Source organism: Agromyces sp. Y182, assembly GCF_059445385.1.
The window spans coordinates 1,479,248-1,501,583 of the sequence record NZ_JCAIUF010000001.1 but is presented as its reverse complement, the minus strand read 5'-3'; the positions used below and the strand labels follow the sequence as shown (position 1 = coordinate 1,501,583).

The window sequence follows — 22,336 nt, the reverse complement described above, 5'->3', positions numbered from 1 at the left end:
CTCATCCGAGACGCCGCCGCCGTTCCACCACTGCAGACCCACCGTTTTCCATCCGAGAACCGAGAAAGAGGAATCACATGACGATCACCAAGCGCGTCATCGCGTCGGTCGCCACGACCGCAGCCGCAGCACTGCTGCTCTCCGGCTGCGGCGCAGGCGACCCGACGGCCAACCAGTCCGACGACAGCGGCGAGGAGCGCATCACGATCGGCGTGAGCGTCTACGACATGTCGTCCTTCGTCACCGAGGGCAAGGAGGGCATCGACCGCTACGCCGAGGACAACAACATCGAGATCCTCTGGAACTCGGCGAGCCTCGACGTCAACACGCAGGCGACCCAGGTCGACCAGTACGTCACGGCGGGTGTCGACGCGATCGTCGTCATCCCCGTGCAGGCCGACTCGCTGCAGCCGCAGATCGCCTCGGCGAAGGCCGCCGGCATCCCCTTCTTCGACGTCAACGCCTCGCTCGACAGCGAGGACCTCACTGGCAGCGTGCAGCCCGACGACGTCGCCGCCGGTGAGCAGGAGGCCGGGATGATGATGGAGGCGCTCGGTGGCAAGGGCAACGTCATCATCCTGCAGGGTCCGCTCGGCGGCTCGGGCGAGATCAATCGCGGCCAGGGCATCGACAACGTGCTCGCCGAGAACCCCGGGGTCACGGTGCTCGCCAAGGACACCGCCAACTGGAAGCGCGACGAGGCCGTGAACAAGGTCAAGAACTGGATCTCCGCGTTCGGCGACCAGATCGACGGCGTCATCGCGCAGAACGACGACATGGGCCTCGGCGCACTGCAGGCGTTCAAGGAGGCCGGCATCACCGGTGTGCCGATCGTCGGCATCGACGGCATCGCCGACGGACTCACGGCGGTGAAGAACGGCGACTTCATCGGCACCTCGCTGCAGAACGGCACGGTCGAGCTCTCGGCCGGCGTTGCCTACGCCGCCGCGGTCGTGCGGGGCGAGAAGGTTGAGAAGAACCCGGTCTACCTCATGCCCGCGATCACCGAGGACAATGTGGGCGAGGCGATCGAGCACGTCGTGACCGAGCGTCCCGCCTTCCTCGACCAGCTCACCGAGATGACGAACGCGAACCTCCTCACGGGCGATATCGCCTTCGAGGGGCTCACCGGCCAGACGAAGTAGCGACGAACGGAGGGAGGAGCCCCGAGGCTCCTCCCTCCGTTCGCGCGTGGAAGGGAGCGACGTGCTCGTCGCCGGCATCGATTCATCGACGCAGAGCTGCAAGGTGGTGGTGCGAGACCTCGCCACCGGCGCGATCGTGCGCACGGGCCGCGCGCCCCATCCTCCGGGCACCGAGGTCGATCCGGAAGCCTGGTGGCACGCGCTCCAGACCGCGATCGCCGACGCCGGCGGTATGTCGGATGTCGCCGCGCTCTCGGTCGCTGCACAGCAGCACGGGCTCGTGGCGCTCGATGCCGGGGGCCGCGTCATCCGCCCCGCCCTGCTCTGGAACGACACGCGCAGTGCCGCCGCCGCCGCCGACCTCGTCGCCGAACTCGGCGCAGAGGAGTGGGCGCGCCGCGTCGGCGTCGTACCCGTCGCCTCGTTCACCGCCGCGAAGCTGCGGTGGCTGCGTGACGCCGAGCCGCGGAATGCGGAGCGGGTGGCGGCACTCGCGCTCCCGCACGACTGGTTGTCGTGGCGGCTCCGCGGCTTCGGTCCAGCAACGGAGAGCCGGCTCGGCCCCGCGCTGCACGAGCTCGCCACCGACCGCTCCGACGCGAGCGGCACGGCCTATTGGTCGGCGACCACGGGGGAGTACGACCTGGGTCTCGTGCAGCACGCCTTCGGCCGGGTGCCGGTGCTGCCACGCGTGCTCGGACCGGACGAGCGCCAGGGCGAGACATCCACCGGGGCGATCGTCGCCGTCGGCGCGGGCGACAATGCCGGCGCCGCACTCGGCCTCGATGCGCACCTCGGCGACGCGATCGTCTCGATCGGCACGAGCGGCACGGTGTTCGCGGTGTCCGCGACGCCGACGCACGATCCAACGGGCGTCGTCGCGGGCTTCGCCGACGCGAGCGGACACCACCTGCCGCTCGTTGCGACCCTCAACGCCGCGCGCGTGCTCGACGCCGTCAGCCGCCTGCTCGGCGTCGACCACGACGGTCTCGCGGCGCTCGCGGCGACGGCCCAGCCGGGATCGAACGGGCTCGTGCTTCAGCCCTACTTCGAAGGGGAGCGCACGCCGAACCTGCCCGACGCGACCGCGACGCTGTTCGGTCTGACCCTCGCCTCCACCACCCGTGAGAACCTCGCCCGCGCCGCGATGGAGGGCCTGTTGTGTGGCCTCGCCGACGGCCTCGACGCGGTGCGCGCGTGCGGAGTGACGGCCGAGCGGGTGCTGCTCATCGGCGGCGCCGCGCAGAATCCCGCGCTGGTCGAGGTGGCCGCACAGGTGTTCGACGTACCCGTCGTGGTGCCGGCGCCGGCCGAATACGTCGCGGCAGGTGCCGCGGTGCAGGCCGCGTGGGCGCTCACCGGCGCGCGACCCGACTGGCCGGTCGGGCATGAGCGAGCGGTCGGATCCGCTCACCTGCCCGCGATTCGGGCGGCGTACGCGTCGAGGGCGCCGCGCGTCTGAGGGGTGGCGGCAGTGGTTGAGGTGGCGGCGGCAGCGGCCAACCGGCGCTCAGCCGGCGTCGGGAATGAAGCCGCGGGCGAACCAGCCCGCGATGCGCTCGATCGAAGCGGATGCCGCAGGCTCGTCGGGTCGGTTCAGGTGACCGTGCAGGGCGCCGGGCTCGGCGAAGAGCTCGAGCGGCACGCGGGCTTCGACGAGCGTCTCGGCGAAGACCTCGCCCGAGACGCGAAGGTTGTCGATCTCGCTGTTGATCATGAGCACCGGCGGGAAGCCGGCGAGGTCGGATGCCGCGGCGCGACCGGGCGCCACGTCGAGCGGGGCGTCGTCGAGCGGCCCGCCGAAGTAGTTCACGTACATGTCGTGCACGTAGGTGGAGCTGTGAGCGGCCGCGGGGTTCGCGTCGATCAACGCCCGCAGTGTGGCGTCCGGTGCCGGCTGCCACGCGAGGAGGGTCGGGTAGGCGAGGAAGATGCCTGCGGGCGGGCGAGTCGGCAGCGGCGAAGAGGCATCCGTCTCGGCGCCCCGTGCGGGGGTCTCGATACGCTCGCTTCGCTCGCTACTCGGCCCGCGGTCTTGCCCGCGTAGGCGCAGTACGGCGCCCGTCACGAGGTTGCCGCCGGCGCTCGCGCCGCCGATCGCGAGGCGAGCGGGGTCGATGCCGAGCTCGTCGACGTGGTCGAGTGTCCACCGCCAGGCGGTCAGGATGTCGTCGGACGGCACGGGGTAGCGGAAGCCGCCGCCCGCGTGGCGGTAGTCGACCGAGACGACCGTGATGCCGCGGTCGGCGATCGCGCCCGCGACCCAGTGCGCCTCGGGCATGTCGAGGTCGCCCCCTGCGAAGCCGCCGCCGTGCGCCCAGACGAGCCCCGGCGTCAATGCGCCTGGGGCCCGTGCGCCCGTTGCGGCATCCGTGCCCGCCGGATACACCCGTACGAGACCGTCGGCCGCCGCGTACGGCGTGTTCACTCGTGACATCCGCTCACCCCTCGTCTCGCTGGAGTCCCTCAGGCGCCCCAGCCGGCCTGCACGCCGCCGACGCGGTCGGTCGCGATCTGCTGCAGGTAGCCGGATGCCGCGAAGGCGGCCATGGGGTCGGCGGGCAGGCCGCGCGACTCGCGCCACTCGGCGAGGGCGGGCCGCACGTCGGTGTAGAAGGCGTCCATGAAGATGCGGTTGGCCTCGAGCACGTCGCCCGACAGTTGCGCCGCGCGGAGTGCCTCGGTGTCGACGAGCAGGGCGCGGGCGGTCATCTCCTGCACGTTCAGCACGGAGCGGATCTGGCCGGGCACCTTGTCTTCGATGTTGTGGCACTGGTCGAGCATGAATGCCACGTCGGGGTCGTTGAAGCCGCCGCCGCGGATGACCTCGAAGAGGATGCGGAACAGTTGGTACGGGTCGGCCGCGCCGACGATGAGGTCGTCGTCGGCGTAGAAGCGCGAGTTGAAGTCGAACGAGCCGAGCTTGCCGAGGCGCAGCAGCTGCATGACGATGAACTCGATGTTGGTGCCCGGCGCGTGGTGGCCGGTGTCGAGGCAGACCATCGCCTTGTCGCCGAGAGCGGCGACCTGCACGTAGCTCGTGCCCCAGTCGGGAACGTCGGTGTGGTAGAACGCCGGCTCGAAGAACTTGTACTCGAGCACGAGGCGCTGCTCATCGCCGAGTCGGGCGTAGATCTCGCCGAGCGAGTCGTGCAGGCGGTCTTGACGGCCGCGCAGGTCGGCCTGGCCCGGGTAGTTCGAACCCTCGGCGAGCCAGATCTTCAGGTCGCGCGAGCCCGTCGCGTGCATGATGTCGATGCACTCGAGGTGGTGGTCGATCGCCTTGCGGCGCACGGCGGCATCTTCGTGGGTGAGGGCGCCGAACTTGTAGTCGTCGTCTTGGAAGGTGTTCGAGTTGACGGTGCCGAGGCTGACCCCGTGGTCTTCGGCGTATGTGCGCAGCACGCCGTAGTCGTCGACCTTGTCCCACGGGATGTGCAGCGCCACTGTCGGGGCGAGCGCGGTGAACTTGTGCACCTGCGCGGCATCCGCGATCTTCTCGAATGGGTCGCGGGGTGTGCCGGGCGTCGCGAACACCTTGAAGCGGGTGCCCGAGTTTCCGAACGCCCACGAGGGCAGCTCGATGGCCTGCCGGCCGAGCTGGCCGAGGATGTCGGTTGAGAGGATGCTCACGAGTGGCTCTTTCCGGTGTGTCTGTTGGTCGGTCTGGTGCGCGGGGCCCGATGGCGGTGCGCCGGTCTGGTCGTCATTGGTCGTTCACCGCTCGTCGCCGAGTGCGGTGAGTTGGTCTTCGAGGTGGAACACCTCGGGGAGTCGGGGGGCGGCCTGGTCGGGGCGTCCGTCGAGGGAGATGAAGAACTCGGCCATGTCGGCCTCCCATGCCGCGGTGCGCGGGTCGAGTTCGAGGGACGCTTGCGATGCCACGTCGTCGTCGGTCTCGTAGTACCCGATGAGGAGGCCGTCGGGGCGGAGGAAGAGTGAGTAGTTGCGACGACCGGATGCCGCGATCGCACGCAGCATCTCGGGCCAGACGGTCGCGTGGCGGGCGCGGTATTCATCGAGGCGCGCGGGGTCGACCTGCAATTGGAAGCAGACTCGCTCATCGGCGTGCGTCGCACTCATGCTCGAGTTCCCATCTCTCATTCTGAATCGTTTCAATATTACGGTCTGCACCCCGAGGCCGCAACTGGGCTGGAGTCGGGAATGCGCTTTCCACGTCGAGTCTACGTGTGCGCCCGCGCGGGCGGAAGGGTGAGGCCCGGCCGAATGGAATCGGCCGGGCCCCGCCCCGCAACAATCGACTAGAAGTCGAAGTCGCCGATGTTATCCGCGTCGAACACGTACGGGTCGCCGAGCAGCACCACGCCGTCAGCGCCGACCGTGTACTCGCCGAGCTTGCCGGCGTCGAAGGTGTCGCCTTCGGCTCCGGTGATGTCGCCCTCGATGAGCGCCTTCGCTGCGAACGCCGAGAGGTAGCCGAGGTCGGCCGGGTTCCACAGGGCGAACGCCGTGACGGTGCCGTCTTCGACGTACTCGCGCATCTGGTTCGGGGTGCCGAGGCCGGTCAGTGCGACCTTGCCCTTGTACTCCGAGGTCTGCAGGTAGCGCGCGGCCGCGGCAATGCCGACGGTCGTCGGCGAGACGATGCCCTTCAGGTTCGGGTGGGTCTGCAGCAGTGCAGCCGTCTTGTCGAACGAGGTCTGGTCATCGTCGTCGCCGTAGACGACCTCGACGACCTCGATGTCGGGGTGGCTCGCTGCGAGCTCTTCCTTCATGAGCTCGATCCAGGCGTTCTGGTTCGTGGCGTTCGCCGATGCCGACAGCACGGCGATCTCGCCCGCATCGCCGATCTGCTCGGCGATGAGGTCGACCTGCACCTTGGCGATGCCCTCGGAGTCGGCCTGGTTCACGAACAGGTCGCGGCAGTCGGCGTTGGTGTCGGAGTCGAACGTGACGACCTTGACCCCTGCGTCACGCGCCTCGTTGAGCGCGTCGCAGATCGCCTTCGGGTCGTTCGCCGAGACGACGATCGCGCCGACGCCCTGCTGGGTGAGCGTGTTGATGTAGCTGACCTGGCCGTCGGGCGTCGCCTCGGCGGGCCCGACCTCGGCGAACGTGCCGCCGAACTCGTCGATCGCCTCTTCGCCACCGGCGTTCGAGGTGTCGAAGTACGGGTTGCCGAGGTTCTTCGGCAGGAACGTGATCGCCAGGTTGCCGCCGTCGCCCTCGCCTTCGCCGCCGGAGCCCGAGTCGCCGGCAGCACAGCCGGTCGCCACGAGCGCGATGCTCACCGCGAGTGCGGCGAGCGCCGCGATGCGGGTCTTCTTCTGAAACAACATCGTTGTTCGTCCCTTCATTGGATGGCGCCGATGTGCTGTTCGCATCGACGGTGGTGCGGTCCGGTTACCCTGCTGTGGAGACCTCGACGCGCGGTGTTCCCCCCGACGCCTGCCGCTGCGACTGTCGTCGCCCCTGCAGCCAGGCCAGGAAGCTCGAAGACACCACCGAGATCACGAGCAGCGCCCCGGTGATGATGTTGATGACGTCGGAGGTGACGTTCGCGAGTCGCAGTGCACTCGCGAGCACGCCGATGAGCAGCACGCCGGCGACGACGCCGTGGAGTGCGCCGCGACCACCGAAGACGCTCACTCCGCCGAGCACGACCGCGGCGATGACCTGCAGTTCCAAGCCGGTCGCGTTGTCGCCGCGGGCGCTGCCGAACCGCAGCGTGTAGTAGATGCCCGCGAACGCCGAGACCAGGCCGGCGAACACGAAGAGGATGAACTTCGTGCGAGCCACGTTCACGCCCGAGAAGGCCGCGGCCTCCTTCGAGAGGCCGATCGCGAAGATGCCGCGCCCGAACGGCGTGAAATGCAGGAGAACCGCGAACACGACGAGCAGCACGAGGAACGGGATGATGATGAGCGGGATGCCCGTGGCGCCGAGCTTCGCCTTGGCGAGGTCGGTCCAGAACTCGGGGAAGTCGGTGACCGCGGTCGTGCCGAGGAGGCCGACGGCGAGCCCGCGGAAGAGTGCGAGCGTACCGATCGTGACGGCCAGCGAGGGCAGGCCGACGACGGTGACGAGGAAGCCGTTGAAGGCGCCGCCGATGCCGCCGACGAGGAGGGCGACGAGGGCCGCCACCTCGAAGGGCACCCCGCCCTGGGTGAGCACGCCGGTCACGACGCTCGAGAGTCCGACGACACTCGCGACCGAGAGGTCGATCTCGCCCGTGATCATGATGAGGGTCATCGGCAGGGCGATGAGCAGGATCGGCGCCACATCGAGGATGAGGTAGGTCGTGGTGATCGGCTGGGCGAACCCGCGCACGGTCAGCGATGCGACGACGACGACGATGACGAGCAGGGCGATGATCGCCATCTCGCGGGTCAGCAGCACCCGCTTCCAGAGCGGCCGGTCGTAGTCCCGGTACTGGCGAGTCGCCGTGCCGGTCGAGTGGATGAGGCTCGTCATCAGCTTTCGTCCCTTGCTTCGAGGAGCTTGCGTTTCTGGCGTACGGCGAGCACGCGGTCGAGCACGATCGCACCGATGATGAGCACGCCGACGACGGCGCGCTGCCAGAAGTCGGGGATGCCGAGGATCGGCAGGGCCCGGTTGATCGTGAGCAGCAGCACCGCACCGATCGCCGCGCCCCAGACCGAGCCGACACCGCCCACGATCGCGACGCCGCCGATGACGGCGGCACCGACCGCGTCGAGCTCCCAGCCCGAACCGGCCTGCGAGTTGATCGTGCCGTAGCGGGCGGCGTAGAGCACCCCGCCGAGTCCGGCCAGCGCGCCCGAGAGCACGAACGCGGTCAGCAGGCGCCGCGTGATGCGCAGGCCGTAGAGCTCCGCCGCAGCGGGGTCGGAGCCGATCGCGTAGAACTCGCGGCCGCCGCGGGTGTTCTTCATGTACCAGGCGGCGATCACGAGCACCACGAACGCGATGATCGTGAGGATCGGGATGGTGAGGATCTGCCCCGTGCCGAGCGCGAGGAAGTCCTTCGGCAGGTCGGAGGCGTTCACCCGGTCGCTGCCGGTCCAGAGCACGTTGATGCCGCGGTAGGCGTAGAGCGTGCCGAGGGTGATGACCATCGCCGGCACCTTCGCGAAGGCGACGAGTGCTCCGTTGATCAGGCCGAGGAGACCGCCGAACACGATCGCGATGACGAACACCACGATGATCGGGATGCCGGGGATGTCGATGAACAGTCGCCCGGTCATATAGGCGGTCAGGCCGAGCACCGAGCCGACCGAGAGGTCGACGTTGCGGGTGATCAGCACGATCGCCTGCCCGATGGCCACGAGCACCAGAATCGACGGCGTCAGCAGCAGGTCGCGCCATCCGTCTGCGCTGAACAGGAAGTTCGGGTTCGCTGCGGTCGCCGCGATCACGACGATGACGAGGGCGAGCAGGATGCCGAGTTCACGGGCCTTGCCGATGGCGCCGAGGCGCTTCGTCACATTGGAGGTCGGGGTGGTGGTCGCGGTGCTCACGAGTGCTGCTCCTCGGCGTGGGTCGCGGCGAACATGACGTTCTCGGATGTCGCGTCGGCGCGGTCGATCTCGGCGGTGATGCGCCCTTCGCGCATCACGAGCACCCGATCTGCCATGCCGAGCACCTCGGGCAGTTCGGAGGAGATCATGAGGATGCCCATGCCCTGGCCGGCGAGCTCGGAGAGCAAGCGGTGCACTTCGGACTTCGTGCCGACGTCGATGCCGCGGGTCGGCTCGTCGATGATGAGCACCGTCGGCTCGGTGGCGAGCCACTTGCCGAGCACGACCTTCTGCTGGTTGCCGCCCGAGAGGGTGCCGGCGACGGTGCTGAGCGCGTTGGCCTTCACCTCGAGCCGGCTGGCCCACACCCGCGCCGCCCGGTTCTCGATGCTCGAGGTGATGAGACCGAACTTGGCGAGCTGCTCGCGGATCGCGAGGGTCGTGTTGTGGGAGACGCTCGAGTCGAGCACGAGGCCCTGCTTGCGGCGATCTTCCGGCACGAGGGCGAGGCCCTGGCGCATCGCCGCGGTCGGGTTCTTCGCGGGCACCGGCTTGCCGCTGAGACGCACGGTGCCGGCCTGGTAGGGGTCGACGCCGAAGACCGCGCGGGCCACCTCGCTGCGACCCGCGCCGACGAGGCCGGCGAGGGCGACGATCTCACCCGCGCGAACGGTGAAGCTGATGTCGTGGAAGACGCCGGCGCTCGTGAGGCCGTCGACCTCGAGCAGCGGAGCGCCGATCGTCGCGGGCTGCTTCGGGAAGAGGTCGGTGACCTCGCGCCCGACCATCTGCTTCACGATCTCATCGACGCTCGTGTCGGCGATGCGGTTCGTGGAGATGTACGAGCCGTCGCGCATCACGGTGACGGTGTCGCAGAGGTCGAAGACCTCGTCGAAGCGGTGCGAGATGAAGATGAGGGCGCGGCCCTCGTCGCGCAGGCTCCGGGCGATCTGGAAGAGGCGGTCGACCTCGACGCCCGAGAGGGCGGCGGTCGGCTCATCCATGATGAGCAGCTTCGCGTCGAGCGAGATGGCCTTGGCGATCTCGATGACCTGCTGGTCGGCGATCGAAAGGCCCTCGGCCGGGCGGTCGGGGTCGATGCGCACGCCGAGACGCTGGAACAGTCCGTCGACCTCGCTCCGCATCGCCTTGCGGTCGATACGGCCGAAGCGGCCGGTCGGCTGGCGGCCCATGAAAACGTTCTCGGTGACCGAGAGGTCGGGGAAGAGCGTGGGCTCCTGGTAGATGACCGCGATGCCCGCGGCTTTCGACTCGGCGGTCGAGGTGAAGTCGACGTCGTCGCCGCCGAAGCGGAAGACACCTGCGTCGCGGCGGTAGAGGCCGGCGACGATCTTCACGAGCGTCGACTTGCCCGCGCCGTTCTCGCCGACGAGGGCGTGGATGGAGCCCGCGTACACCTCGATCGTGGCCGAGCGGAGCGCCACGACGGACCCGAATGACTTCTCGACGTCGCGGAGTTCCAACGCCGGTGCGCGGCCGGGGTTATCGGGGGGAATCGTCATTGATTTGGACCTCAACTGCGGCGAGCCACTGTGCGGATGGGAAGCGAATCGGGTTGAATCGTTTCACGGGAATCCTAGAAATGTACGTCGAACGCGCCGGTGGTGTCAAGTCGCGCCGCACCGTGCTGCCGTCCGTGACCAGGGGTCATGTCGAAGTCGCGCTCGGCGCCCGGCTCCGGATCGGACGAGCCTCCGACGCGGCTGTGTGATAGATTCGTCGAACCGACACTGTTTGAATCGTTTCAAACACGGTGCGCGACGACGCGCCGGCGAACTGCCGGTGGTCGCTGCGCGGCCCTCTCAATGACGAGACCGGAGACACCACCTCGATGTCGATCCTCACCAAGGCGCTCTTCCGCGGCGAGCGCTCGCGCCGTGCGCGCACCGCAGCCACCGCCCTCGCCGCACTCGCGCTCTCGGTGGTACTGCTCGCGCCGATCACCGTGACGAGCCCTGCCGTCGCGGGACCCGCCGACGCGGCGGACGGCGACATCGCCGCGACCGGACTCACCACGAACGGTCGCATCGACCCGCTCGGCGTCACGGCGGATGCGCCGATCTTCGCGTTCACGAGCACGTCGACCGGGCGCGGTGTGTTGCAGAGCGCCTACCGGATCCGGGTCGCGACGAACGAGGCGGCACTCGACTCCGACGCGTTGTGGGATTCCGGCAAGGTCGACTCCGACCAGCAGCTCGACATCGACTACGAGGGCCCGGCGCTCGAGTCGCAGACGCGATACAGCTGGCAGGTCAAGGTGTGGGACGACCGCGGCAACGAATCGGACTGGTCGGATGCCGCAGCCTTCGAGACCGGGATCTTCGAAGCCGCCGAGTGGAAGGCCGACTGGATCGGCGCCCCGGACCCTGCTGCGCAGGTCGCCGACTGGACCGACTACACGGTCGACATCGACTTCACCCCGACGGCCGACAAGACGTTCGGGCTCTACCTCCGTTCCTCCGCCGACTTCACGAACACGTACATGTGGCAGCTCAACGACTCCGACTCCGAGCACCCGATGCTGCGCCCCCACGTTCGCGTGAACAACAACTGGCGGGTGCTCGAAGAGATCGACCTCACCGCCAAGGGGCTGCCGATCGACGTGCTCTCCCGCCGCGGCACCCTCAGCATCGAGCTCGACGGCGACCGCATCACGACGACGCTCAACGACGTCGTCGTCGATTCGCGCACGGACTCGTCGCATTCCGGCGGCTTCGCGGGCCTGCGCACCGACGTCAACAACGAAGAGGTGCTGATCCACTCGATGACGGTGACCTCGCCCACCGCCACGCTCTACGCCTCCGACTTCGCCGGCGGGCAGAACCCGTTCAACGCCGGCACGATCATCGCCGGACCGAACGGCGGTCTCAAGGTCTCCGGGTTCGTCAACGCGCTCTACACGCCCTCGACCTCGCTGCCGCTCCTGCGTACCGGGTTCGAGACCGACGACGCCAAGCACGTGGCATCCGCTCGCCTCTTCGCCTCTGCTCGGGGCATCTACGAGCTGTCGCTGAACGGTGAGAAGGTCGGCGATCACGAGCTCGCACCCGGCTGGACCGATTTCACCCAGCGCATCCAGTACCAGAGCTACGACGTCACCGAGCTCGTGAAGTCGGGCGAGAACGCCTTCGGCGCCATGGTGAGCGACGGATGGTACGCCGGGTACATCGCCTGGTTCGGCAACCACAAGTACGGCTCGCAGACCTCGGTCATCGCCCAACTCGCGATCGAGTACACCGACGGATCGACGCAGCTCGTCTCGACCGACTCCGACTGGACGACCCACCCCGGCCCCATCCGCAGCGCCGACCTGCAGATGGGTGAAGACTACGACGCCCGACTCGAGATCGACGGCTGGAACGAGCCGGGCTTCGACGACGCCGCGTGGTCGCCCGTCGCGGTCGCCGAATCGGCCACCGACAAGCTCGTGAGCCAGAGCGACGAGCCCGTGCGCACGACCGAGAACGTTCCGGCGATCGCGCAGAGCGAGATGCCCGCCGGCGTGCACATCTACGACCTCGGCCAGAACCTCTCGGGTGTCGGTCGCATGACGCTGACCGGCACGGCCGGTGAGACCGCCACGATCCGCTACGCGGAGGTGCTGAACAAGGACGGCAGCCTCTACGTCGACAACCTGCGCAGCGCGAAGGCGACCGATCACTACACCTTCGCCGAAGACGGCACGGCCCTCGTCCGCCCGCGCTTCACGCAGCACGGATTCCGCTACATCGAGATCAGCGGGCTCGCCCAGGCGCCGGCCGTCGGCGACATCTCGGCCGACGTGTTCGGCTCCGATCTGAAGGCGACCGGAACCTTCGAGACCTCCGACCCGATGCTCAACCAGCTGCAGTCGAACATCGTCTGGGGCCAGCGCAGCAACTTCATCTCGGTACCGACCGATACCCCGGCCCGCGACGAGCGACTCGGCTACTCGGGCGACCTGCTCGCCTTCGCACCCACCGCCGCCTTCAACCAGAACACCAAGGAGTTCGTCAAGAAGTGGCTGCAGGACATGCGCGACACGCAGCTGGCCGACGGCGAGTTCCCCGAATCCGCACCTCGCGGTCCCGGCCAGGGCTGCTGCGACGGCGGAACGGCGTGGTCCGACGGCGGCGTCCTCATCCCCTGGATGATGTGGGAGCGCTACGGCGACACCGGGCTGATCCGCGACCACTACGCGTCGATGGAGAAGTACTTCGGCTACCTCGAGACCAACTTCCCGAACCGCCTCCGCAACCACGGCCCCTACGGCGACTGGCTCCACCTCGGCGACGACACGCCGCCCGAGGTGCTCGGCACCGCCTACTACGCCTACATGGCACGCGCCATGAGCGAGATGGCCGACGTGATCGGCAAGGATGCCGACGCCACCCGGTACGCCGAGATGGGCGGCGAGATCACGCAGCTCTTCCAAGACGAGTTCGTCGCCGCCGACGGCGGGGTCGAGGGCAACAGCCAGACCGCCTACGCGCTCGCGATCGGCATGGACCTCGTGCCGGCCGAACTCGTCGAAGCCGCCGGAGACAAGCTCGTCGCCAAGGTCGCGAGCCGCGATTACCACCTCTCGACCGGCTTCGTCGGAACCCCGTGGCTCCTGCCCGCGCTCAGCAAGAGCGGCAACTGGGATGTCGCCTACCGACTGCTCATGAACAAGACGCTGCCCTCGTGGGGCTACGAGGTCGAGTCGGGCGCCACCACCATGTGGGAGCGGTGGGACTCGATCGACGCCAACGGCAACTTCGGCGCGGCGAGCATGAACTCCTTCAACCACTACGCCTTCGGCGCCGTCGGCGACTGGATGTACCAGAACATCGGCGGCATCGCCGTGGGCGACACCGGCTACAAGTCGACCGTCATCAGCCCCCACCCCGGTGGCGGACTGACGAGCGCGTCCGCGAGTCTCGAGACCGCGTACGGCCTCGTCACCACCGATTGGACGCTCACCGGCGGCGACCTCTCGCTCTCGGTCACGGTGCCGACGAACGCCACCGCCACCGTGCAGATCCCGGCATCGAACGCCTGGGCCGTCACCGAGGGTGCGGCATCGCTGGCGGATGCCGCGGGTGTCGAAGTGCTCTCGTCCGAGGGCGACATCGTGAGTGTGCTGGTGGGTTCCGGCTCGTACGCGTTCAGCGTGAGCGCGCTCGCCGAGCAGTTCGGCGCCGTGATCGAGGCGTCGACCGACCTCCAGAACGAACTCGACGCTCTCGAGGGCCTCGGCGGGGGTGACGCAGCCCATGTCGAACGTGCCCTCCAGCGCATCGTCGACGCTATGGGTCACGGAATCGGCGTGCTCGAGTCCGATCGAGCCGGCGCCGTCGCCGACGTGCTCGAGGCGCTCACAGAGATTCGCGAGCTCGGCGACTGGGTCGACGACCGTGACATCGAGGCGGATGCGCGCGACGCGCTCGCCGAGGCGTTGGGCGCGATCGAGGCGCAACTCGACGCGCTCGCCGCCGAGCTCTCGGGCATCGCGGTCGCCGTCGACGCCGGAACGCCGACCACCGTTCTTCCGGGGCAGCCCCTCACCGTGACGGCCCTGCTGACCAACACCGGAACCGAGGAACTCACCGAGCTGAGCGCGAAGCTCGACCTCGGTGGGTCGTGGGTGGTCGACCCGGCGAGCTCACCGCTCGTGCCGAGCCTGCCGGCGGGCGAGTCCGCCACCGCGACCTTCACGACGACGGTGCCGGTCTCGCAACTGCCCGGCGACGTCGCCCTGCCGGTCGTCGTCGGCTACGACTACCAGGGCCTGACACTCCGTGGTGAGGGCCAGACCGTCGTCACGGTCGAGTCCGGCGTGGTGCTGACCGCGGTGACGGCCGAACCGGCATCCGTTCTGCCGAACTCGAAGACCGTCGTGACCCTCGCGCTGGAGAACACCGGCTCGCGGCCGGTGTCAGGCGTGGCATCCGTGACCCCGCCGGCCGGGTGGGCCGCGGTCGCCTCCTCCGAGATCGTCATCGCACCGGGCGAGACGGCGATGGTCGCCATCGAGCTCTTCGTGCCGACCACGCTCGACGAGCAGGCGCTGGCGCTGGCGGTCGAGTTCGCGCACGGCGATACCGTGCTCGCGACGGGTACCGCCTCGATCGAGGCGATCGTTCCCGTACCGGGCGCTGACGAGACGGTGCTCGACCACATCGACCTCGGCGACGGTGCCTCCGAGGCGGCACACGGGCTCACGGCCTCGCCGACGTCGGGCACGAGCGTCGAGGCGGGCGCGACCCGGCGCTACTCCGGCAACGCCGCGAGCTCGTACTTCAGCTTCACGATGGCGGTGCCGAAGGACGCCCCGTTCATCATTCGCGCGGTCGAGACGTACGACGGTGCTCGGTTGAAGGAGTACTCGGTGCAGGTCGACGGGGTCGAGGTGCAGGCCCGCCTCTTCCAGCGGGCGACGAACGACTACGGCACGGACAACTACCAGATCCTCGTCGACGACCCAGCGGCGTTCAGCAGCACGGGCACGGCGACGATCACCATGCAGCACGCAGATTCCACGACCAACTACGACCCGTCGATCGCCGACGCCTGGACCCTTCCGGTCGGTGCCGACGTGCTGGCGCCGAGTGTCTCCGCCACTGTGACGCGATCCGGCTCGGCTGTGGCGGGCGAGTGGTCGCCCGGGCCGGTGACGGTCGAACTGAATGCCGCCGACGACGTGGCCGAAGGTCTCGAGATCGACTACCGGCTCGACTCGGCCGCCGACTGGTCGCGATACGACGAGCCGGTGACCGTGACGGAGCAGGGCGAGCACACGATCGAGTATCGGGCGACGGATGCCGCGGGCAACGAGAGCGCCGTCGGGTCGAGCGGGTTCGCGATCGACGGGGTCGCGCCGGTCGTCTGGGGCTGGCTCTCCGAGGCGGGCGAGCTCGTCTCCGCGGCGTCGGATGCCACGGCCGGCATTGCGAACGTGGAGTATTCCGCCGACGGTACGAGCTGGGTGGCCGGCGTCGAGGCGCTGATCGCACAGGGCGAGCTGCCGAACCCGGTGTTCACTCGCGCGAACGACGTCGCGGGCAACGTGAGCGAGACCATCACGCTCGAGCCGACGGCTGAGGCCCCCACGCTCACCGTGACGCCGGGGGAGTCGCTCGCGATCGAGGCCACCGGGTTCGCTGCCGGCGCCGAGGTTCGGGTGGAACTGCACTCCGAGGTCACGGTGCTCGGCACGGTCACGGCGAGTGCCGCCGGCGTCGTGGCGCTCGACGCGAGCATTCCGCTGGCGGTCGCCGCGGGCGCGCATGAGCTGGTGTTCGTGGTCGTCGGCGATGCGGGCGATGGCGGCAACGGCAACGGCAACGGCAACGGCGACGGCGCGGACGGGTCCGTCACGATTCCGGTCGACGTCATCGCCTCCACGGGATTCAACGCCCTTCCTCTCGTGCTCGGGGCCGGCGTGCTGCTGCTGCTCGGGGCAGGAGCCCTGCTCTGGCGGCGACGCCGCGCCGCGAGCGCGAGCGCGAGCGCGAGCCCGAGCCCGAGCCCGGACGAACGATGAGCAACCGGATCGCGCGCGCGATCACCACCCCGAATCACCAGGCTTCCAGCGTCACCGAAGATAGGAAACACATGCGCGGGTCCGTTCGCACCTCCACCCGGATGATCGCCTCCGGCGCACTGGCGTTCGCCCTCGTGATCGGCTTCGTCGCCGTCGATGGCACGGTGAGCCCCGCGCAGGCGGCCGCGACAACCGAGGTCACGGCCCTGAAGACCGACCGTGCGGTGAATCCGCTCGGCATCACCTCCTTCGAGCCGAGCTTCAGCTGGCAGCTCGCCTCGACCGCGCGCGACGTCATGCAGGCCGGGTACGAGATCCGCGTCGCCGCCACGGTCGACGGCCTCGGTTCGCACGACGTCTGGAACTCCGGCGTCGTGGGCTCCGACCGCTCGATCGGCGTCGTCTACGAGGGCGCCGAACTCGAGCCCTCCACCAGGTACTACTGGCAGGTGCGCGTCAGCACTGCCGACGGGGCATCCACCGACTGGAGCGAGGCAGCCTGGTTCGAGACCGCACTCGCCTCGCCCGACGACTGGGAGGCGGAGTGGATCGGCGTCGCCGCGCCGGCGCCGTGGGGCGACTTCGAGGTCGAGCTCGATTTCACGTTGAAGCCCGGCTCGGCCTTCGGCGTCTATTTCCGCGGCGATGCGAGTCTTGCCAACACCTACATGTGGCAGTTGAACGACGAGACGGCCGGCACGCCCAAGCTCCGCCCGCACAAGAACACGAACGGCTCGTACGCCGTGCTCCAGGAGGTGCCGCTGCCGGCCGAGCTCGGCGCAGACGTGCTCAAGCAGCGGGGAACGCTGCGCATCGAGGCATCCGGCTCGCAGATCACCACCTTCGTCAACGACGTGCAGGTCGACCAGCGCAGCGACTCGAGTTTCGCGACGGGCACCTTCGGCATCCGCACGAGCGGCGCTGAGCAGGTCACGCTCCACAGTGTCTCCGCCACCTCGGGCGGCGACAGCCTGCTCGACGCCGATCTCGGCGCCGTGGTGAACCCGTTCACGGCGGGCACGAGCGTCGCCGGGTCGGGACTCGTCGTCGCCGGCGGCACGAACGCCGTCCTCCGCAGCGCCGCGTCGTCGCCGATGATGCGCGACGAGTTCGCCGTCGACAAGCCGGTGGCGAGCGCCCGACTCTCGGCATCCGCTCAGGGCGTCTACGAGTTCAGCCTGAACGGCGAGCGCGTCAGCGACCACGAACTCGCGCCGGGCTTCACCGACTACAACCTCCGCACCCAATACCAGACGTACGACGTCACCGAGCAGATCCAGCAGGGCGGGAACGCGATCGGCGTGATGGCCGGACCCGGCTGGTACGCCGGCAGCCTCGGCTGGTTCGGCCCGGGCCAGTACGGCTCCCTGCCGAGCGTCACCGCGCAGCTGTCGGTCGACTACGAAGACGGCACCCGACAGACCTTCGTCACCGACGACAGCTGGAAGAGCGCGCCGAGCCCGATCATCTCGAGCGACCTGCTCATGGGCGAGAGCTACGACGCCCGACTGGAGCAGGCGGGCTGGAACACAGCATCGTTCACCCCGAGCGGATGGAGCGACGTCGTCGTCGCCGACGGCGGCACCGAGACGCTGGTTCCCCAGGTCGACCCGCCGGTGCGGGTCACGCAGGAGGTCGTGCCGCTGAGCGTGACCGAGCCGACCGCCGGGCGATACGTCTTCGACCTCGGCCAGAACATGGTCGGCAAGGTGCGCCTGCAGCTCAGCGGCATCGCCGGACAGACGGTGACGCTTCGGCATGCGGAGGTCGTGCACGCCGACGGCACGATCGCCCCTGAGAACCTGCGGTCGGCCAAGGCCACTGACACCTACACCTTCGCCGAGGACGGCACGATCACCTACGAGCCGCGCTTCACGTTCCACGGCTTCCGGTACGTCGAGTTGAGCGGCGTCACCACGCCGCCGACGACCGCTGCGGTCACGGGCCTCGTGATGAACACCGATGCGGAGTTCAGCAGCACCTTCGAGACATCCGACAGCATGGTGAACCAGCTGCAGTCGAACATCGTCTGGGGGCAGCGCGGCAACTGGCTGTCGATCCCGACCGACACGCCCGCTCGCGACGAGCGACTCGGCTGGACGGGTGACATCAACGTCTTCGCCAGCACCGCGACCTTCAACATGGACTCGCAGACCTTCCTCACCAAGTGGATGAGCGACATGCGCGATGCGCAGCTGCCGAACGGCGCATACCCAGAGGTCGCCCCGCAGTTCTGCAAGGACCCGGCCGTGCACTCCTCGTGCGGCGGCGGCTCCACAGGGTGGGCGGACGCCGGCATCACGGTGCCGTGGACCCTGTGGCAGAGCTACGGCGACACGGCCGTGATCGAGGCCAACTACGACTCCATGGCCGACTACATCGACTACCTCGAGGGCATCGCACCCACCGGCATCCGGCCCGGCTACGGAACCTGGGGCGACTGGCTGAACCTCGGCGACCCGACGCCGGCCGACCTGCTCGGCACGGCGTTCTACGCCCAGAGCGTCAACCTGATGGCGCAGATGGCCGAGGCCATCGACCGGCAGGCGGATGCCGCGCGCTACACCGCGCTCTTCGAACGCATCGCCGCCGCCTACCAGGAGAAGTTCATCGCCGACGACGGCAGCATCGCAGGCAACAGCCAGACGGCGTACACGTCCAGCATCGCGTTCGGCCTCGTGCCCGACGACCTGATCGACGAGGCCGGCGAACACCTGGCCGCCGCCGTCGCGGCCCGCGGCGGCCACCTCGCGACCGGGTTCCTCGGCACGTTCAACCTGCTGCCGGCGCTCAGTGCTGCCGGTCAATCGGATGTCGCGTACCAACTGCTGCTCAACCGGAGCTACCCCTCGTGGGGATTCCAGATCGACCGCGGCGCCACCACCATGTGGGAGCGCTGGGACTCGATCCGCGAAGACGGCAGCTTCGGCGACCTGGCCATGAATTCCTTCAACCACTTCGCCCCCGGCGCCGTCGGCAACTGGATGTACCGAACGATCGGCGGCATCCAGCAGCTCGAACCCGGCTACAAGAAGACGCTGATCGCGCCCACTCCCGGCGGCGGGCTGGCGTACGCGAAGGTCGGCTACGACTCGGTGTACGGCCACATCTCCTCCGACTGGAAGCTCACCGACGACGGACTCGCGCTCACGGTCGAGGTGCCCGCGAACACCACGGCCGCGGTCCAGCTCCCCGCGGGCAACGCGCTCGCCGTGCTGGAGTCGGGCGTGGCAGCGGCTGACGCCGACGGCGTGCACTCGCTGAGCGTCGAGGCCGGCACGGCCACCATCGAGGTCGGCTCGGGCCACTACGAGTTCACGGTCGACGCGGACCGCGGCCGATTCGGCGACCTGATCGACGCGATCGAGACGCTGCAGGGCGTCGTCGACGACGTGGAGGGCGCCATCGGCGGCGACGCTGCCGATGACCTCACCGCGGCTCGCGAAGCGCTCAGCGGCCACGCCGAGCGCGGTCTCGAGCACTACACGGCGGGGGAGATCGCGCAGAGCGCCTCCGCGGTTCACGCGGCGCTGGGCGAGCTGACGGCGGCCGACGAGACCGCCGATGCGACGAATGAACCGGAGCGCGGTGCTCTGCAGGGTGCCCTCGCCGACATCCGCTCGGAGCTCGGTTCGCTCTCGGCCGGCCTGCTGGGAATTGCGGCCGAGCTCGAGACGCCGCTCGAGAGCGCCTTCCCGGGCGAGACGGTGGCGATCCCCGCACGAGTCACGAGCACGGGCGAGTTCGGTGTTGAAGCCGTGACGTTGACCCCGCGCGCGCAGGACGCCTGGGTGTTCGAGCCCGCTGCCGTCGAACTCGGCGCGCTCGGTGCCGGGGCATCGCTCGCGGGCAGCTACACGGCCCTCGTTCCCGAACGGCAGAAGAGCGGTTCCGTCACCGTGAGTGCCGTGCTCGACTACTCCTTCGAGGGCACGGCGGCGAGCATTCCCGTGTCGGTGCCCCTGACGGTCGACTCGCCACTCGTCGTGCAGAACCTGACGGCGACGCCCGCGACGGCGGCCCCCGAGGGCGTCGTTCGGCTGAGCGTCGAGGTCGTCAACGACTCGGTGCGCGACGTCACGGCCTCGGCGAGCGGCGGAATCGCCGGCGCGACCCCAGTGCTCGGTGAGCAGACGGTGATCGCCGCAGGCAGCACCGCGGTGCTCGGCGTCGACGCGGTCGTGCCGCTTACCGCCACCGCCGGTGCGAACGCCGTGACCGTCTCGGTCGTCAGCGGCGAAGTCGTCTACGGCAGCGCGAGCGGCACCGTCGCCGTCGAACTCCCCGCGGTGGTCGGAGCGCTCGACCACGTCGACCTCGGCGACGCAGCCTCCGAGACCGCGCACGCGCTGAGTGCCTCCGCGCGCTCGGGCACCAACACCGAGGCGGGTCTCACCCGCCGCTACGCGAACCGAGAAGACCCCGAGGGCTTCTTCGAGTTCGATCTCGCGGTCACGCCCGGCGAGCCGTTCCTGGTGCGCACGATCGACACGTACGACCGCGCGCAGACGAAGGAGTACGACGTCTTCGTCAATGGGCAGCTCGTGCACCAGCGGCTCCACGAACACACCGGCGGTCTCGGCACGGTCGCCTACCAGTTCGTCGTCGATGACCTAGCCCTCACCGAGACCGGCACGGTTCGCATCCGCTTCCAGAACAACGAGTTGGGGCGCAACTACGACGCCTCCCTCGCCGACCTCTGGGTGCTGCCGGTCGCCGCCGATCGGCTCGCTCCGAGCGTCGCGCTCGAGGCGCTGGCTCAGGGCGCTCGCGGTCAGGCCGGATGGTTCACCGGCGCGGTCGACGTCTCGCTGACTGCGACCGACGAACGGGCAGGCGCGGTGACGAGCGAGTACCGCATCGACGGCGGCGAATGGACGAGCTACGCAGCCCCCTTCACGATCGGTGAAGAGGGCGCCACGGTCATCGAGTATCGGGCGACGGATGCCGCGGGCAACGTGAGCGAGCCGAAGCAGGCCGCGGTGAGCATCGACGTGACTGCTCCCGGCGTCTCGCACAGCGTGAGCGCCGACTCGATCGGCGGCTGGTTCGCCTCCGGCACCTCGCTCACCATCTCGGCGACGGATGCGGGCAGCGGTGTCGCCGCGATCGAGTACCGTCTCGGCGCCGGCGCATGGACTGCGTACACGAACGCCGTCGAGCTCCCGCTCGGCGAGACGGTCGTCGAGTACCGTGCTCGCGACATCGCCGGCACCGCCAGCGCGGTGTCTTCAGCCGCGTTCGCGGTCGACGGCGTCGCGCCGAGCGTGACCGCCGAGCGCAGCTCGGAACCCGCCGCGAGCGGGTGGCATCTCGTCTCGCCGACCGTCGAGCTCGCGGCATCCGACGCCGAAAGCGGCCTGGGCGCGATCGAGTACGCGATCGGCACCGGAGCCTGGACCGCGTACACCGCGGCGATCGGCATTCCCGAGGGCACCACCGAGCTGCGGTACCGGGCGAGCGACGCGGTCGGCAACGTCGGCGAGACGCTGATCGAAAGGATCGAGGTCGACAGCGTGCGACCGGAGGTGACTGCGAGCCTGCAGGGCCGCGTGCTCAGCCTCGCCGGAAGCGACGAGGGTTCGGGCGTCGACCGCATCGAGTTCCGCATCGACGGCACGAGCGAGTGGGCGCTCTACACCGGCACGGTCGAGCTCGACAACCGCGCGCACTCGCTCGAGTTCCGAGCCTCCGACGTCGCCGGCAATGTCGGCGCGACAGGGGAGCGAACGCTCGTGGGTGGTTCGCTCTCAGTGGCGGGCGCCAAGCCGGGCGACACCATCACGGTGAGCGGCGAGGGCTTCGCGCCGGGCGAGACCGTCACGATCGAGCTGCGTTCGGAGCCCGTGCGCCTCGGCGAGGCGGTCGCCGACGACTCCGGTGCCTTCAGCACTGCCGTGACGATCCCGAGCGACACCGCGACCGGCGAGCACCACCTCGTGCTCACCGGCGAGAACCCCGAGTCGACGATCTCGTTCGCGATCACGGTCGACCCCGACACGGTGATCCTGCCCGGCGGCATCGCCACGACCGGTGCGGTCGTGACGCCCGTGCTGACCCTCGGCCTGCTGCTCGCGGCGGCAGGCGGCGCCCTCGTCGTCTGGCGCCGACGGCGGCGCTCGAACGGCGCCGAGACCATGACGCCGACGGCGTGACCAACGGCCGCCGGCACCTCGCGCGCCGGCGGCCCCACCCAGCCCCCT

The 22,336-nt window shown here is 69.3% G+C and carries 11 protein-coding genes; 4 read left to right on the top strand and 7 right to left on the bottom strand.

Annotated features, from left to right (window positions below):
- Positions 1-77 precede the first annotated feature (77 nt).
- Both AC1C2R_RS06800 and xylB read left to right on the top strand, forming a co-directional pair.
- On the top strand, positions 78-1,145 hold the full coding sequence (locus tag AC1C2R_RS06800) for a substrate-binding domain-containing protein (RefSeq protein WP_495351750.1): 1,068 nt from the start codon (positions 78-80) through the stop codon (positions 1,143-1,145).
- Between the two features lie 46 nt (positions 1,146-1,191).
- Entirely contained in the window at positions 1,192-2,607 is a 1,416-nt protein-coding gene (gene xylB / locus AC1C2R_RS06795) for a xylulokinase (protein WP_495379428.1), read from the top strand.
- Positions 2,608-2,655: 48 nt separating this feature from the next.
- Here the strand turns inward: xylB and AC1C2R_RS06790 are convergent, their stop codons facing one another.
- The 7 genes from AC1C2R_RS06790 to AC1C2R_RS06760 all read right to left on the bottom strand — a co-directional run bounded on the left by AC1C2R_RS06790 (position 2,656) and on the right by AC1C2R_RS06760 (position 10,128).
- Positions 2,656-3,582 carry an alpha/beta hydrolase gene (locus tag AC1C2R_RS06790; RefSeq protein WP_495379427.1) on the bottom strand — a complete coding sequence of 309 codons (927 nt, stop codon included), beginning with the start codon at positions 3,580-3,582 and terminating at the stop codon, positions 2,656-2,658.
- A gap of 29 nt (positions 3,583-3,611) precedes the next feature.
- Complete coding sequence (rhaI, locus tag AC1C2R_RS06785) at positions 3,612-4,778, bottom strand: L-rhamnose isomerase (protein ID WP_495379426.1); 1,167 nt, start codon at positions 4,776-4,778, stop codon at positions 3,612-3,614.
- Between the two features lie 84 nt (positions 4,779-4,862).
- Positions 4,863-5,228: an L-rhamnose mutarotase gene (locus AC1C2R_RS06780; RefSeq protein ID WP_495379425.1), complete on the bottom strand. Its 366-nt coding sequence runs from the start codon at positions 5,226-5,228 to the stop codon at positions 4,863-4,865.
- Positions 5,229-5,407: 179 nt separating this feature from the next.
- Positions 5,408-6,445, bottom strand: coding sequence for a rhamnose ABC transporter substrate-binding protein (gene rhaS / locus AC1C2R_RS06775; RefSeq protein ID WP_495380382.1), 1,038 nt, complete (start codon positions 6,443-6,445; stop codon positions 5,408-5,410).
- Between the two features lie 64 nt (positions 6,446-6,509).
- The gene (locus AC1C2R_RS06770) at positions 6,510-7,580 is read right to left on the bottom strand and encodes an ABC transporter permease (protein WP_495351744.1); all 1,071 of its coding nucleotides are present in this window, start codon (positions 7,578-7,580) and stop codon (positions 6,510-6,512) included.
- Positions 7,580-8,605 (bottom strand): ABC transporter permease, encoded by a 1,026-nt coding sequence (locus AC1C2R_RS06765; RefSeq protein WP_495351743.1) that lies wholly within the window; start codon positions 8,603-8,605, stop codon positions 7,580-7,582. Before AC1C2R_RS06765 ends, AC1C2R_RS06770 begins: the two co-directional genes overlap by 1 nt.
- On the bottom strand, positions 8,602-10,128 hold the full coding sequence (locus AC1C2R_RS06760; protein WP_495379424.1) for a sugar ABC transporter ATP-binding protein: 1,527 nt from the start codon (positions 10,126-10,128) through the stop codon (positions 8,602-8,604). Before AC1C2R_RS06760 ends, AC1C2R_RS06765 begins: the two co-directional genes overlap by 4 nt.
- A gap of 329 nt (positions 10,129-10,457) precedes the next feature.
- Between AC1C2R_RS06760 and AC1C2R_RS06755 the strand changes: the two genes are divergently transcribed.
- Both AC1C2R_RS06755 and AC1C2R_RS06750 read left to right on the top strand, forming a co-directional pair.
- Positions 10,458-16,133 carry a family 78 glycoside hydrolase catalytic domain gene (locus AC1C2R_RS06755; protein ID WP_495379423.1) on the top strand — a complete coding sequence of 1,892 codons (5,676 nt, stop codon included), beginning with the start codon at positions 10,458-10,460 and terminating at the stop codon, positions 16,131-16,133.
- Between the two features lie 71 nt (positions 16,134-16,204).
- Positions 16,205-22,288 carry a family 78 glycoside hydrolase catalytic domain gene (locus tag AC1C2R_RS06750; protein WP_495379422.1) on the top strand — a complete coding sequence of 2,028 codons (6,084 nt, stop codon included), beginning with the start codon at positions 16,205-16,207 and terminating at the stop codon, positions 22,286-22,288.
- Positions 22,289-22,336: the final 48 nt, after the last annotated feature.